The organism is Acinetobacter sp. CIP 102529 (genome assembly GCF_000368325.1).
Taxonomy (GTDB): domain Bacteria; phylum Pseudomonadota; class Gammaproteobacteria; order Pseudomonadales; family Moraxellaceae; genus Acinetobacter; species Acinetobacter parvus.
This window is the reverse complement of record NZ_KB849355.1, coordinates 1,856,942-1,871,803: the sequence shown is the minus strand read 5'-3', so window position 1 is coordinate 1,871,803 and position 14,862 is coordinate 1,856,942. Positions and strand designations below refer to the sequence as shown.

Annotated in this window: 13 protein-coding genes and 2 pseudogenes; 5 read left to right on the top strand and 10 right to left on the bottom strand. The window is 37.5% G+C overall.

Annotated features, from left to right (window positions below; all coding sequences use genetic code 11):
• Positions 1-46 precede the first annotated feature (46 nt).
• The 9 genes and pseudogenes from F972_RS14350 to F972_RS15610 all read right to left on the bottom strand — a co-directional run.
• On the bottom strand, positions 47-1,114 hold the full coding sequence (locus F972_RS14350) for a glycosyltransferase (protein WP_004770057.1): 1,068 nt from the start codon (positions 1,112-1,114) through the stop codon (positions 47-49).
• On the bottom strand, positions 1,111-2,364 hold the full coding sequence (locus F972_RS14345) for an O-antigen translocase (protein ID WP_004770055.1): 1,254 nt from the start codon (positions 2,362-2,364) through the stop codon (positions 1,111-1,113). Before F972_RS14345 ends, F972_RS14350 begins: the two co-directional genes overlap by 4 nt.
• Before the next feature lie 5 nt (positions 2,365-2,369).
• Positions 2,370-3,485 (bottom strand): DegT/DnrJ/EryC1/StrS family aminotransferase, encoded by a 1,116-nt coding sequence (locus tag F972_RS14340; RefSeq protein WP_004770053.1) that lies wholly within the window; start codon positions 3,483-3,485, stop codon positions 2,370-2,372.
• Between the two features lie 4 nt (positions 3,486-3,489).
• Positions 3,490-4,215, bottom strand: a complete 726-nt coding sequence (locus F972_RS14335) for an acyltransferase (protein WP_004770052.1) — start codon at positions 4,213-4,215, stop codon at positions 3,490-3,492.
• Positions 4,215-4,616 (bottom strand): sugar 3,4-ketoisomerase, encoded by a 402-nt coding sequence (locus tag F972_RS14330; RefSeq protein ID WP_004770050.1) that lies wholly within the window; start codon positions 4,614-4,616, stop codon positions 4,215-4,217. The genes F972_RS14335 and F972_RS14330 overlap by 1 nt, the downstream gene beginning before the upstream one ends.
• Positions 4,613-5,488, bottom strand: coding sequence for a glucose-1-phosphate thymidylyltransferase RfbA (gene rfbA, locus F972_RS14325; protein WP_004770049.1), 876 nt, complete (start codon positions 5,486-5,488; stop codon positions 4,613-4,615). The genes F972_RS14330 and rfbA overlap by 4 nt, the downstream gene beginning before the upstream one ends.
• Entirely contained in the window at positions 5,488-6,546 is a 1,059-nt protein-coding gene (gene rfbB / locus F972_RS14320) for a dTDP-glucose 4,6-dehydratase (protein ID WP_034428285.1), read from the bottom strand. Before rfbB ends, rfbA begins: the two co-directional genes overlap by 1 nt.
• A gap of 161 nt (positions 6,547-6,707) precedes the next feature.
• Positions 6,708-7,303: pseudogene (locus tag F972_RS15970) on the bottom strand (IS5 family transposase); the annotation flags it as partial.
• 3 nt (positions 7,304-7,306) lie between these two features.
• Positions 7,307-7,486, bottom strand: a pseudogene (locus F972_RS15610) (IS3 family transposase); the annotation flags it as partial.
• Positions 7,487-7,865: 379 nt separating this feature from the next.
• Here F972_RS15610 and F972_RS14315 point away from each other — a divergent pair.
• From F972_RS14315 to F972_RS14295, 5 genes are all read left to right on the top strand, one after another.
• A complete protein-coding gene (locus F972_RS14315) occupies positions 7,866-8,960 on the top strand; it encodes a polysaccharide biosynthesis/export family protein (protein ID WP_004770046.1) in 1,095 nt (364 codons plus the stop codon).
• A gap of 1 nt (position 8,961) precedes the next feature.
• Positions 8,962-9,390, top strand: a complete 429-nt coding sequence (locus tag F972_RS14310) for a low molecular weight protein-tyrosine-phosphatase (RefSeq protein ID WP_004680161.1) — start codon at positions 8,962-8,964, stop codon at positions 9,388-9,390.
• 19 nt (positions 9,391-9,409) lie between these two features.
• Positions 9,410-11,608, top strand: a complete 2,199-nt coding sequence (locus tag F972_RS14305) for a polysaccharide biosynthesis tyrosine autokinase (RefSeq protein ID WP_004770045.1) — start codon at positions 9,410-9,412, stop codon at positions 11,606-11,608.
• A gap of 177 nt (positions 11,609-11,785) precedes the next feature.
• Positions 11,786-12,493, top strand: a complete 708-nt coding sequence (locus F972_RS14300; protein ID WP_004758628.1) for a BamJ family beta-barrel-assembly machinery protein — start codon at positions 11,786-11,788, stop codon at positions 12,491-12,493.
• A gap of 47 nt (positions 12,494-12,540) precedes the next feature.
• On the top strand, positions 12,541-13,224 hold the full coding sequence (locus F972_RS14295; protein WP_010589301.1) for a BamJ family beta-barrel-assembly machinery protein: 684 nt from the start codon (positions 12,541-12,543) through the stop codon (positions 13,222-13,224).
• 42 nt (positions 13,225-13,266) lie between these two features.
• On the opposite strand, the gene murJ is transcribed toward F972_RS14295, so the two are convergent.
• The gene (gene murJ / locus F972_RS14290; protein WP_171062628.1) at positions 13,267-14,817 is read right to left on the bottom strand and encodes a murein biosynthesis integral membrane protein MurJ; all 1,551 of its coding nucleotides are present in this window, start codon (positions 14,815-14,817) and stop codon (positions 13,267-13,269) included.
• Positions 14,818-14,862: the final 45 nt, after the last annotated feature.

Below are 14,862 nucleotides of genomic sequence, written 5' to 3'. Positions count from 1 at the left end.
AGACAAAAAAACATATATTCATAACATATCACACGAAAATAAAAAATTAAGCCTTAGTTAGCCAAGTATTGATATATCTTTCTGCTACATCAATATAATTATGATTATTTATCACAAAGTTTCTAGCCTCAAGACTTTTCTCAGGAATCTCATTACGATGATCCAGCAAATATTCGATTGTCTGAACAATAGATTCTGCAGTTGGCTTAATATTAAATATTGGTGTATCTGTAAAACCTAATGCCTTCAATGATTCTGGTTCAGCACCGCCCAAAACTATCTTACCCATCGCTAATGCGTATATAGCGTTCATACCTGCTGAATAAGAATAAACTTGATCAACTATGACATTTGTTCTTTTCATTACTTTCAAATATTCATTTATAGGCATATTTCCTTCGATTCTAAGATCTAAAAATTTATTTTGTTTCAAATTCAAAAAAGCCTGCTCAACTATTTTTGTCCCTTTAAATCCATATCTATTCAAACCATGAAATACTTTTAATGACCCATCTATGACATTAGGCTGATATTCTATTTTATTAATATTCATAGGAATAGGAATACATTTTCTCAAATTATTAAAATTTTTATAACCAACTTCATACTCATACATAATAGGAATAATGTGATTAACTTTATTTGCTAGCATAATATTCCAATTTAACGCATCATCTCCATCATAATAGGGATTAGTAACCGATTGATACTCATATTTCAAATTATCATCAAAAGGCCCATATTCCAATTCATTCCTAGTTTTTTGCCAATAAAATGCGTCACAACCAGCCCCCAAAAGACTTACAATATTATTATTTTTAATAATATAATTTAATAAAAATTTATTTATACCAAATCTGGGATTAAACACTATAGGATTAATAATTTGAACAACATCATATCCAACCATTCTATTTAAATTTAAAAAATAACTTAAATTTCTCTCAACCTTACCCAAAATACCTTTTCTTAGGCTATCAAATTTTATATCCGACGGGAAATTTTTAAAACCATCTCCAGATGCCGCCAATGTTACATCATGTCCAAGTTCCTGCAAGCCAGCTTTCAAATTATTATGTAACCCACTATATTCACCTAATAATAGAATTTTCATTGTTTTGCTTCCAATTGTTTAATCACAAAATAACTCATAACAGCCCAATACAAAGCATAATTTACTAAATGAGCAATCGAAACACCTTCAAAACCGAAAAGCTTACTACATACATAAGTCAGTCCAACAGAAGATAAAGCAAATAATATTTCTGTGGTGACAAACAGCTTCGTCATTGCCTTACCTAACATAAGATAAGCCAAAATCCAGCTGCCTATTTTAAGCGAATCGCCTATCATTTGCCATAAAAACAAATCTCGCATAGGCAAAAATGCTTGACTAAACAACAGTGCAATAATCCAATCGCGTAATAAATAGACACTCAAACCACCAATGACCGCCAAAGGAAAGATAAACTTATAACCTAAGTACACTTCTTTTTTTATTTCATCCAAATGTGTCAGTTCGGCCAATCTAGGCAAATAATAAACTCCTAGTGTAGTGGTAACCAACATCAAATATGCTGCACTTAAGCGAATCATCGCTTCCCAATAGCCTGCATAGTTCAATCCAAACTCTTGTGACAAATAAAAACGAATAGCCATTTGCGACAAAGGAACACACACCGCACTAACTAGCGCCATGAGAGCAAATGCTGCAAACTTTTTAGCGATATGCGGTTCAATTTTTCCAAATAGATACGAAATATTAAACCAATTGGCTTTATAACATAAAAACAACGTTACAAAAAAAGCAATAGATTGATAAATTGATAACGCGATTAAAGCACCATACAAATGATATTGAACAGCTAAAAACCCTGTTACTAATAAAGAAAGTATGCTTCCAGCAATATTTGCAACAACTAGTTTTAAAATCTCCTTCTTGCCATTTAAAATGGCTAAAAAGAGTGCGTTTAAATTAAATAAAACTAAAAAAGCAGCAAACCACGCAAAAACAGACTGATATGCCGTCGTCTGAAAAATATACAGCGACAATTGTTTCTGGAAAATAAGAATAATGAGCGAAAAAATAAAACTAAAAATAAGAACTGAACTGCCTGCTGCTTTCCAAATTGCTCTTTGCTTAGTTTCATCCTCATGATATTCAGCAGTATATTTTATTACTGCTGTATTAATTGCGCTTCCTGCAAAAGTTGTGACCATTTGTATAAAATTTTGAAACTGCCCAATTGCAGCATAACCTCCAGGGCCGACATATACCGCTAAAATTTTATTCAAAATAAACATTGTGGCTGTTTTAATTAAAACAGCCACCCCATTTAATACGCTCGTCTTTAGCAGATTCATTACTTTTAAGCTTGAAATTGATTACATAAAGCGATAATTCTGTCTGCATCTACTGCAGACAGTGTCGGCGCCATAGGTAAACTTAGTACCTCATTATGTATCTGCTCAGAAATTGGATAACTTAAATGATTCCATTCTTTATACGCTTGTTGTTTATGTGGTGGAATTGGATAATGGATTAATGTTTGAACACCACGATCTAATAGATACTTTTGTAAAGCATCACGTTGATTAGTGCGAATTACAAATAAATGCCAAACATGCTGCTCGTTGGATTCAGCATTAATTCCATTCAATGGGAGTTGAATTAAAGGATTTTTAATTCCATTTAAATACAAACTCGCAATATGACGTCTATGCTGAGTTTCCTGATCCAAGTATTTGAGCTTGACATCCAGCATAGCTGCTTGTATTTCATCTAATCGGCTATTCACACCTGGAACTAAGTTTTTATACTTCTCATGTGAGCCATAGTTACGCAATGCTTTTAACATAGTAGCTAATTCTGCATCATTGGTTGTAACTGCGCCCGCATCACCCAATGCACCTAAGTTTTTTCCAGGATAAAAACTAAAACCTGAAGCATCGCCCCAGTTTCCTGCTTTTTTCCCTTGTAATTGCGCACCATGACTTTGCGCTGAATCTTCTAAAACCAATAAATTGTATTGTTTGGCAATTTGCATAATTTCTGGCATTGCAGCCAGTTGACCATACAAATGGACAGGTAAAATGACTTTGGTTTTATCTGTAAGCGCCGCTTCAATTTTTGCAGGATCAAGATTAAACGTATTTGGATTTGGCTCAACAAGTACAGGTTTAAGCTGATTAGCACTAATGGCTAGAATACTCGCAATGTAAGTATTTGAAGGTACAATAACTTCATCACCATCCTGTAGCTTTCCAAGCTCTTTCCAAGCTCTTAAAGTCAGAATCAAGGCATCTAAACCATTTGCTACACCAATTGCATATTGTGTACCACAATACTTTGCAAAATTCTGTTCGAATTGTTCAAGTTCAGTACCACCAATATACCAACCTGAGTCAATTACTCGTGTACAAGCTTCGATCAATTGTTGACGATACTGCTGGTTGATATTTTTTAAATCAAGGAATGAGATCATCTTCTTACCAATTTTTTGTAATATCTTCTGGATAACCACGTTTAAAGTGTTGTGTCCAAGGATATGCAGATGTTCCGTCAGGCAGTTTTATTTTAGACGTTGAACCCACATTTTTTGCTGGACTTCCCACATAAATACAATGTGGTTCAGTTAAACCCTTAACTGTACTATGTGCACCAATTAAACACCCTTCAGCAATCGTTGCTCCAGGTAAAATAACACTCATCGTTGCAATTGCAGCAAAATCATGTACGGTCACACCTACCAAATTATCACTTGGTGGATAAGGATCATTGGTTAACACCACATAAGGAAAAATCCACACAAAATTTCCGATTTTACTTTTTTGACCAATATGTACATTACTGTGAAATCTAACATAATCTCCAATTTCACAATGCCCCTGCAAATCAGACAAAGTTCCTATTTGTAATTTTTTCCCAGCAACAACCTTTTCTCTTATTGTAACACGATGTCCTGTTGTTAAACCCTCTGCAAAAATAGATCCTTCATAAAAAACACTATGTGAACGAATATGTGAGTTTGCACCTATTTGTAACATTTCACCATTAGACAAATGATTCTGAACACCTAATTCACAAAATGCGCCTACGGTAGTATTATCACCGATACTGACATTATCATAAATAATCGTATTTGCCCCAATAGTTACATTCTGTCCTAATTGTGCTCTTGGTGAAATAATCGCAGTTTGATGTACATTATTCATTAGTAACCAACTTTTTTTAAAAAATCATCATAAGTACGAATATAATCATTTTCATCATAATATTCACTGGCTAATACTAACAATACACAATCTTCTGAAAAATCGTGCATTTCATGCCAAACCATTGGAGGAATGACTAACCCTTTATTGGCTTGATTTATCCATACTTCTTGTTTTTCAACACCATTATCCATGAGCATTCTGCACTTTCCTTTTATACAGAATGCGGCCTGATATAAAGCTTTATGTGCATGAAAACCACGTGGAACATCTGGCTTTGCATCAAAAATATAATAGATACGATTGATATTAAAAGGAATCGTCTTATTGGCTTCGGCAACGACCAATCCACCACGCTCATCACCTAAATTTGGTAAGTCAATCCAATCAATTAATTTCATACTTCATTCACCAATGAAATCAAATACTGACCATAATCATTTTTATTCATACTCTGACCAATTGCTAAAACTTGTTCCTTGCTAAGCCAGCCATGATTAAAGGCTATTTCTTCCAAACAAGCCACTTTATAGCCTTGACGTTTTTCAATGGTTTCTACAAATTGTGCCGCTTCAAGTAAGCTCGCATGTGTACCTGTATCTAACCATGCAAAACCACGTCCAAGCAATTCCACATTTAGATCACCACGCTCTAAATACATCTGATTAACTGTGGTAATTTCTAATTCTCCACGCTCAGATGGTTTTACTTGTTTCGCAATTTCAATTACATCATTGTCATAAAAATACAAACCGGTGACTGCAAAGTGTGATTTTGGATCTTTCGGTTTTTCTTCTAGAGAAATTGCACGTTTTTGTTCATCAAATTCAACCACACCAAAACGCTCAGGGTCTTTCACTTGATAACCAAATACCGTTGCACCTTTTTGACGTGCGACAGCTTGACGTAACATTGGGGTAAAACCTTGACCATAAAAAATATTGTCGCCAAGTACTAAGCAAACATTACTATCCCCAATAAAGCTTTCACCAATGATAAATGCCTGTGCCAAGCCGTCTGGGCTAGGTTGGACGGCATATTCAAGCTGAATGCCAAATTGAGCACCATCACCCAATAAACGTTTAAATCCATCAATATCTTCAGGAGTACTAATAATGAGTACTTCACGAATACCTGCAAGCATAAGTACTGATAGTGGATAATAGACCATAGGTTTATCATAAATAGGAAGCAACTGCTTGGATACACCTTTGGTAATAGGATATAAGCGAGTTCCAGACCCGCCCGCTAAAATAATTCCTTTTATAGACATTACGCACTTACCCCCAATCTCTCACGCTGATAACTACCATCTTGTACACGGCGGCACCATTCTAAATTTTCTAAATACCATAGTACAGTTTTACGAATACCCGTTTCAAAGGTTTCTTCGGGCACCCACCCTAATTCTTTGGCTATTTTGGTAGCATCAATGGCATAACGTAAATCATGGCCAGGGCGGTCTTTTACAAATGTAATCAGTGATTCATAAGTTTGACCATTGGCTTGTGGCTTTAACTCATCCAAAATCTTACAAATAGTTTTGACCACTTCTATATTCTGTTTTTCGTTATGGCCACCAACATTATAGGTTTCACCTACTACGCCTTCGGTCACTACTTTATATAAAGCACGTGCATGATCTTCTACAAATAACCAATCCCGAATTTGCTGACCATTCCCATATACTGGTAAAGGTTTAGCATCCAGTGCATTTAGAATCACCAATGGAATTAATTTTTCTGGAAAATGGTAAGGCCCATAATTATTTGAGCAATTGGTTACTATAACAGGTAGACCATAGGTTCTGTGCCAAGCACGTACCAAATGATCCGAACTGGCTTTAGAGGCAGAATATGGAGAGCTTGGCGCGTATGAAGTTGTTTCTGTGAACAAATCTGTCGTACCCTCTAAATCTCCATAAACTTCATCTGTTGAAATATGATGAAAACGAAAATGAGTCTTTTTACTTTCTTCAAGCCCTTGCCAATACTGACGCGCTGCTTCTAATAAGGTATAAGTGCCCACAATATTGGTTTGGATAAATGCTGTCGGCCCATCAATTGAGCGATCCACATGAGACTCTGCCGCTAAATGCATCACAACATCAGGTTTGAACATAGTGAAAACGTCTGCTAATTTATCAGCATCACAAATATCAACTTGTTGAAATTGATAACGAGGATTTCCACTAATTTCATTTAATGATTCTAAATTACCTGCATAAGTAAGTTTATCTAGATTTAAAACTTCATCATCCGTATTTTTTATGATGTGACGTACCACAGCCGAACCAATGAATCCAGCCCCTCCAGTTAATAGTATTCTCATATTTTCTACCATAATCTTAAAATTCGACTATCTTACTCATTTAACATTAAATTATTTAGATATTAAAGTTAAAAAATATTTTTAACACAACTAAAATTCATGCAACTAAATCCTATTTTTTTTGCATGATATAACAAATCCACGCACTTTGTTAGAACGTACCCAGAATATTTTCTATGCAAACTAGCCTTAAAAAGGTTAAATTAATGAACTGAACACTCGTATTTAGGTGCTTTTCAGAGTTTTTCCAGAGCCTTCTACATTTTTCTAACCAAGCAAATTATCTTTCCACAACCCAGCGTTGTGGAATGACTGCAAATTTATGCAATTCACTTGTTTTAGCTACATCAACTGGGGATCCGATTAAATTATTAACAGCCAAAGAAAAGGGTTCACCTGTGTAACCGCCATCAACAAGTACAACCTATACATTTTGTAAGCTATCTTTATGCAAAGTTATAGTATCTAACGCACCTTGACGATCTGTTTTATCTGCTGTCGTAACCAATATTCCATGCAGGAGACCTTCAGTATCAACAATAATATGTCTTTTAATGCCTGAATTTTTTTACCAGCATCATACCCTTTATCACGTGCAGTATCTGTGTTTTTTACACTTTGTGAATCAATCATGATAAAGCTCGTTTGTTCTTTCCGTCCATTGTTGATACGGGCCTCGCCAACTACATTTTTTTAAAGCTTGCTCAAGTATGCTAGGTTCAGTTTCTGAAGACTTTTTATTCCAAATCGAGAAGTGATCCTAGACAGTATCGTGGACAACCGATCCCTCTAAATTCTTGAAATATTTCTGTTCAAAGGCTTCTGGACTTAACCAGCCATTTGCAGAATGCCTTCTGATTCGATTGTAGTAAACTTCAATATACTCAAACAAGATAGCATTTGCCTCTTTTCTCCTAGAAAATACACTGCCATGTACTACAGATATCCTTTATGAGTATTATTTGTAGAATTGTATTTTTCCAATAAGCAATAAGCTTTAGCTATGTAAAATTTTTAGCTTACTATTGGAATAGTAAGCTTAACTCTTGTCCTTATAGGTAACTTTGTCTTTAACAGCAGAGTTACCTTTTCTGTTCCCTAAAGATGTTTAGCTGTCCAACTAAATGGAGAATAGGTGTCTACGTTTACTGTCCACTCAGTGTTCACTTAATTAAGAATATGCAATATGCTTTAGAGCCAGCGAAAAGAGTATTATGCTTTTCTGTTCTTTTCAGCTAAAATTACCTCGCCTCAGGTTTTCTTGTCATTAGCATAGAATTAGGGTTCATTAGATAAAATACAATTAACAAGGGTTTCATGTGAAGTATTATCAGCTTTTCTCAATTCTTACAATCAGCATTAGTACAGTAAGTTGCGCGATCACTTCGGGTCTGCAGACATACGACCTACCAAACCAAGGTTCTTATAAAACAGATGAAGGTGCTGAGCTTTCTGTTGTGCAATTGACTCAAGAAAACCTTCCAACCTTGGCTCTTTCTCAAATAAACTCTTCGGCAAATTTAAATGAGCTGTTTAATATAAAACATACCTTATATCGTTTAAGTTCAGGGGATATTTTATCCATACAGCTTTGGGCTTACCCAGAAATTACTCCACCCTTTCAAGATGCAACCAATATCAAAGCTGTAGGTTATCCAATTGGCAGTGATGGCAACCTTTACCTACCTTTAGTTGGGAGAGTTCATGCTGCGGGAAAAACTGTTTCAGAACTAAACCAAATACTCAGAACACAATTTTCTCATTATTTAAAAACACCTGATGTACTCGTTCGTGTAATATCCTACGAAGGGAAGCGTTATTTTGTGAATGGTCAAGTTATGAGAAGCGGGCAATATACCTTGAATGATCAGCCTGTTAGCATTTACACTGCTTTAGGTATGGCTGGCGGTGTCAATACCGAGACAGGCGATAACACAGCTATTCAACTGATTCGTAATGGCCGAACATTTAATCTTAATAGTATTGAGCTTGAGAAACGCGGATATTCCTTACATCAATTATTGATTCAACCTAACGATACAATTTTTGTAAACACAAAACAAAATCAAAAGTTGTATGTTATGGGGGAATCAAACAAAAGCCAGGCACTTACTTTACGTGATCAGGGCATGACCTTAAGTGATGTATTGGGTGAAAGTGAAGGTATTAACCCTTATTCTGCAAGTGCTGCACGTATTTTTGTGATGCGTACAGATTTAAATACTAAAACCTCTACAATTTATCATTTGAACTTAAGCAGCTTAGGCAATTTGGCTTTAGCCAATCAATTTCAGATGCAAAAAAATGATATTGTATATATCGATGCAACGGGGCTTACACGCTGGCAACGTATCATGAATCAAATTGTGCCTTTCTCGAGTGCACTTTACACATTTGACCAGTTAGGTAAATAGCATGCAAATTCAAAATGTTTTAGTTGTATGCATTGGAAATATATGTCGTAGCCCCATGGCTGAATATTTTCTAAAAAACAATCATCCCAATTTAAATATTGAGTCTGCAGGTCTCTCTGCAATGTCTGGGCATTCGGCAGATGCAAAAGCTATACACTGTATGGATCAGCTGAATATTGATATGCGTCCACACATTGCCAGACAAATTACTGCCGAAATGATTAAAAAATCAGATTTAATTTTAGTCATGAGTAATAATCAAAAAAAACATCTTGAGCAAACTTGGTCTTTTGCCAAAGGAAAGGTTTTTCGTTTGGGGCATTGGCAAAATCAAAATGTGCCCGATCCTTATCAACATGATCAAGCTTTTTTTGATGAAACTTGTCGCAACATTCAAAAATACGTTTCTGACTGGCAATCCCATTTTTAATTTTTAGCAGTTTTATTTCATGAATTCGAATAGCACACCTCAAGACGATACCATTGACTTAAAAGAATTATTCTTTTCTTTGCTGTCGCAATGGAAGCTCATTGCTCTATGTACACTCCTTAGCCTCGTTTTCGCTCTCCTTTACTTAAAAGTAACGCCAAATGTCTACTCAACGGATGCTATGATTCAGGTTGAGGACGCTAAAGGTGCTGGTGCCGCAGCTCTTTTAGGGGATTTAGGAAGCGCACTACCTGGAGGAGTGGGTGGAAAGTCAGCTGCAGATGCGGAAATTGAAATCTTAAACTCGCGCAAAGTGCTCGGACAAACCATACAAGACTTAAAGCTAGATATTCGCATCACCGATGAACAAAATAGCTTGACGCATCGTTTGCTCAACACAGTTCAAAGTAAAGTTATCTATAAAAATAATGTTGTGACTTGGCAAGATAAAAAAAATGTATTTGTTATTCAATCTTTTGATGTGCCTAATTTTTATCTCGATAAAAAACTCACACTAAACTTTATCAATGGACAAGAGTTTAGCCTGTCTTATAAAAAAGATGTTGTATTTAAAGGCAAGTTAAATGCGATCAATCAAAGCCTAGATCAGAAAGGTTTATGGAAAATTCAAATTTATGCGAAAAACCCTATATCGCATGATTTTTCAGTCACTAAATTATCTATGCCTTCAGCCGTACAATGGATTAAAAAAGATTACGGCGTAGCCGAAAGAGGTAAAAACTCTGGTGTGATTGGCCTTAACTACAATGGTGAAGATAAAGAACATATCACACAAGTACTTAACCACATCTTAAATATTTACCAAGCACAAAATATTGAACGTAAATCACTGGAATCGGCTCAAACATTGAGCTTCCTTGAAAAGCAACTGCCTGAGTTAAAACAACAACTCGAAGACTCTGAAATTAAATTTAACCGTTTCCGAGAACAATACAACACAATTGATGTAACACAAGAAGCGGAGTTAATGCTAAAGCAGAATGTTGAGCTGGAAAAATTAAAAATCCAACTACAACAGCAACAAGCAGAACTCTCTTCAAAATATACGCCTGACCACCCATTAATGTCAGCAATTAACGCTCAACTTTCTGAAATTAACAAAAAAACTTCGGAAATGACTCAATCCATTAAGCGTTTACCTGAAACCCAGCGACTGTACTTACAACTGTACCGCGATGTTAAGGTAAATACTGAGTTATACACCGCGTTATTGAATAGCTACCAACAACTCAAAATTGCCAAAGCAGGTGAAATTGGTAATGTACGCATTATTGATACTGCAATTGAACCTGTAAAACCAATTAAACCTAAAAAGCTCATCACATTAGTACTTGCTATTTTTGTAGGTGGCTTCTTGGGCACATTATTGGCCTTACTGCGTAATATGTTGCGCTCAGGTATTAAAGACTCGAATCAAATTGAAAATGAACTGGATTTACCTGTTTATGCCACTGTACCACGTTCACCTGTGCAAGAAAGCCGTATTAAAATTCTGAAAAAGAAAAAGAATATTCCAATTCTTGCAGTTAAAAATAGTGATGATATTGCCATTGAAAGCCTACGCAGCATGCGTACTGCTATTCACTTTGCTTTAAGCAGTGCCAAAAACAATATCATTATGATTTCTGGCCCTGCACCAGAGTTGGGTAAATCGTTTATTTCAATCAATCTAGCCACCATTTTGGCGCAAAGTGATAAGCGCGTATTATTGATTGATGCCGATTTACGTCGTGGTTATATGCATAAATACTTTAATTTCGACCCTAAGCCAGGCTTAACCGAATACCTGAATGGTCAACACGAGTTAGGCAGTATTGTACGCAGTACTGAAGTTGAAAATTTAAGCTTCATCAGTCGTGGTAAAAGCCCTGCTAATCCGTCAGAGTTGTTAAGTACTCAAAAATTTGCAGATATGCTCACGCACTTGTCGAGCCAATTTGACCATATTCTGATTGATACCCCACCAGTTCTTGCAGTCACCGATGGGATTATTATTTCACAATATGCGGGTGTGAATTTGGTAGTGGCACGTTATGCCAAGACGCAAATGAAAGAACTTGAACTGACTGTCAACCGCTTTGAACAAGCTGGCGTGAAAGTAAATGGCTTCATTTTAAATGATATTCAACGTGCTGGTGCTGGTTACGGGTATGGATACAATTATTCATATGCTTACAAAGCAAATAAAGATGATTAAAAATCCATCACAATAATCATCTCAAAAAGCCAGATCTCAAAGTCTGGCTTTTTATCGATAAACACATAAACTATATAAAAAATACACGCATTTTTTAGCTGAGTTATTCAATGCTTAAGCTTAGACATGCTAAGATCATGACCATGTTTTTTATTAAAATCTTACTTCGGACATCTCATGAGTAAAGCTTTACCTGTTGTGGTTGCAGTCGTTTTAGCTGGTGCAGCCCTTGTTCCAATTTATTATGCAACTCAACACCCAGCGACTGAGCTAGGCACCAAAGCAGATAAAAATGCGGCACCTGTTGCAAAAATCAGTTATGCACTCGGTTATGAAGTTGCAAAGCAGACTCCACCTGAACTGGAAACAGGTGCATTTATTACAGGTTTCCGTGATGCGCATGCACAAAAGCCTGCTGCATATACTGAAGAGGAATTACAAGCTGCGTATATGGAGTTCCAAAAAGAATTACAACAAAAGCAACTGAACGAAACAAAGAAAGCAGAGGCAACAGGTAATTCATTCCTCACTGAAAATGCTAAAAAAGACGGCGTTAAAACCACTGCTTCAGGTTTGCAGTATAAAATCATTACAGAAGGTACGGGCAAACAGCCTACCGCCACTTCTGTGGTGAAAGTTCACTATAAGGGACAGCTCACTGATGGCAAGGTCTTTGACAGCTCCTACGACCGTGGTGAGCCCATTGAATTCCCATTGAATCAAGTCATTCCAGGCTGGACCGAAGGTCTACAGTTTATGAAAGAGGGTGGTAAAGCCACACTCTATATCCCAGCAAACCTGGGTTACGGTGCTCAGGGTGTACCTGGTTCTATTCCACCAAATAGTACCTTAATCTTTGATGTAGAACTCATCGCTGTAAAATAACTGATTAATAGGGAGAGCATGTGCTCTCCTTTATTTTGGAAGAAATAATGAAAAAATTAAGCCTTATTTTAATAGCTTCAACTTTTGCTACAGTCCACGCTGCCCCAATTACGCTAAAAAGCCCACAAAAAGACCAACTGGGCTATAGTTACGGTTATTTAATGGGGAAAGGCAATGCCGAAACCCTAAAAGACCTGAATATTGAAACTTTTGTTCAGGGAGTACAGGAAGCTGTTCAAGGAAAAGTCGCATCTTTGACTGATGAAGACATGGCGAAAGTACTCAACCAATATAAAAAACGTTTAGAGGCAAAACAGCTGATTGAGTTTCAGGAAGTTGGCCAGAAAAATGAACTTGCTGGTAAAACATTCCTCGCTGAAAATGCTCAAAAGACAGGCATCATAACCACCAAGTCAGGCTTGCAGTACCAAATTTTGCAGGAAGGCAAAGGAAAATCTCCAAAGGCAACCTCTACGGTTAAGGTGAATTACGAAGGTCGTTTACTGGATGGCACTGTGTTTGACAGCTCAATTGCCCGCAACCATCCAATTGAGTTTAAACTGAACCAAGTGATTGCTGGTTGGACTGAGGGTGTGCAAACCATGAAAGAGGGTGGTAAAAGCCGTTTCTTTATTCCAGCCAATTTGGCCTATGGCGATGTTGGTGCAGGTGATGCAATCGGACCCAACAGTACCCTGATTTTTGATATTGAATTACTTGAAGTTAAATAGTAAAAACCCTCCTGATGGAGGGTTTACTTTTTTAGAGAGCTATTAGGCTCTTAAATGTCTTGGGCGGAACCCAGTTGCCAATAATCCTACGGCATAGGCCACTACCCCAACGACACACAGCCCAACCACTTCAGCAATCCGTAACCACTGTGAAATATCGCCCTGATACCAAGTCAGTGCATACCAAAGCGCAGCAATCATGGTCAGGTTGGCAATGGTAAATTGTACTGCCAGTTTCTTCCAGTGCGTTCCAAAACGATAGATATTGCGTTTGTGTAAATAGAAATACAGCATACCTGCATTGACCAAGGCAGAACCTGAAGAAGCCAGCGCCAAAGCCATATGTTCTGCATGCCAGTCAATCAGCTTAAAGAAACCGATAAACACCACGTTTAAAATGGCATTCGCCGCAACCGCCATTAAACCCACACGGACAGGAGTCTTGGTATCTTGCTGAGCATAGAAGCCAGGAGCAAACACCTTAATCAACATAAAAGAAATCACACCAGCACTCATACACTGCAACGCCAGCGCGGTCATATGTGTATCTTCCACGGTAAATTCACCGCGTTGGAACAATGCCTGAATAATCGGCGTAGACAGCATAAATAAGGCAATACTTGCAGGAATGCCCACCAACATAATGATCCTGGCTGCCCAGTCAATCATACTCCTGAATTTGGCTTGGTCCTGTTCAGCATGGCGGGCCGAAAGTGATGGCAGAATCACTGTGCCAATCGCCACACCGATCAAGCCCAAAGGCAGTTCAGTCATACGTTCTGCGCTATAGAGCCAGGAAACCGAACCATCCTGCATAAATGATGCCCAGATGGTATTCAGCAATAGGTTGATCTGTGTAACTGAAACACCAAACAATGCTGGTAGCATCAACTTTAAAATACGGTCGACACCCTCATGTTTAAAATCAACCTTGGGTGGAATCAGTAGATTCTTTTTCCATAATTCAGGAATCTGGATGGCAAGCTGCAAAATACCCGCAGCCACCACTGCCCAGCCCAGCGCCATGATCGGTTCAGCCATATATGGCGTTAACCACCACGCTCCTGCAATCATTGCCACATTCAGCAATACAGGTGAAAATGCGGGTGAGGCAAATGAACCATAACTGTTCAGGATACTGCTAGCAAATGCTGTCAATGACATAAACATCAGATATGGAATGGTCAGACGGAACATACTGACCGCGAGATCAAATTTCTCAGGATCATTGTGGAAACCAGGGGCATACAGATAAATAATTGCAGGTGCGGCAACCATCGCCACAAAGGTCAGCAAGGTCATTGCGGTGAGTAGACAACCAAAGACACGGCTAATCAGGATCTGAACTTCGGCATGAGCACGGCTGGTTTTATATTCTGTCAGGACAGGAATAAAGGCCTGCGAAAATGCACCCTCAGCAAACAAACGCCGAAAAAAATTGGGAATGCGAAAGGCAACAACAAAGGTATCAAAGTCCTTACCTGCACCAAACACATTGAGCAGCACTACATCGCGTACCAAACCCAAAATTCGGGATAACATCGTCATTGCACTGACAATTACAGTCGATCGCCACAATGCCATCGCACTCACCTACGGCTTATCTTTAAAAAGCGTTATTGTAATGAAAGTTAAAAT

Bases quoted from the DNA above. Each gene is read 5' to 3' on its own strand.
- F972_RS14350 (WP_004770057.1), bottom strand. From the start codon at position 1,114: ATGAAAATTCTATTATTAGGTGAATATAGTGGGTTACATAATAATTTG.
- F972_RS14345 (WP_004770055.1), bottom strand. From the start codon at position 2,364: ATGAATCTGCTAAAGACGAGCGTATTAAATGGGGTGGCTGTTTTAATT.
- F972_RS14340 (WP_004770053.1), bottom strand. From the start codon at position 3,485: ATGATCTCATTCCTTGATTTAAAAAATATCAACCAGCAGTATCGTCAA.
- F972_RS14335 (WP_004770052.1), bottom strand. From the start codon at position 4,215: ATGAATAATGTACATCAAACTGCGATTATTTCACCAAGAGCACAATTA.
- F972_RS14330 (WP_004770050.1), bottom strand. From the start codon at position 4,616: ATGAAATTAATTGATTGGATTGACTTACCAAATTTAGGTGATGAGCGT.
- rfbA (WP_004770049.1), bottom strand. From the start codon at position 5,488: ATGTCTATAAAAGGAATTATTTTAGCGGGCGGGTCTGGAACTCGCTTA.
- rfbB (WP_034428285.1), bottom strand. From the start codon at position 6,546: ATGAGAATACTATTAACTGGAGGGGCTGGATTCATTGGTTCGGCTGTG.
- F972_RS14310 (WP_004680161.1), top strand. From the start codon at position 8,962: ATGCAAATTCAAAATGTTTTAGTTGTATGCATTGGAAATATATGTCGT.
- F972_RS14305 (WP_004770045.1), top strand. From the start codon at position 9,410: ATGAATTCGAATAGCACACCTCAAGACGATACCATTGACTTAAAAGAA.
- F972_RS14300 (WP_004758628.1), top strand. From the start codon at position 11,786: ATGAGTAAAGCTTTACCTGTTGTGGTTGCAGTCGTTTTAGCTGGTGCA.
- F972_RS14295 (WP_010589301.1), top strand. From the start codon at position 12,541: ATGAAAAAATTAAGCCTTATTTTAATAGCTTCAACTTTTGCTACAGTC.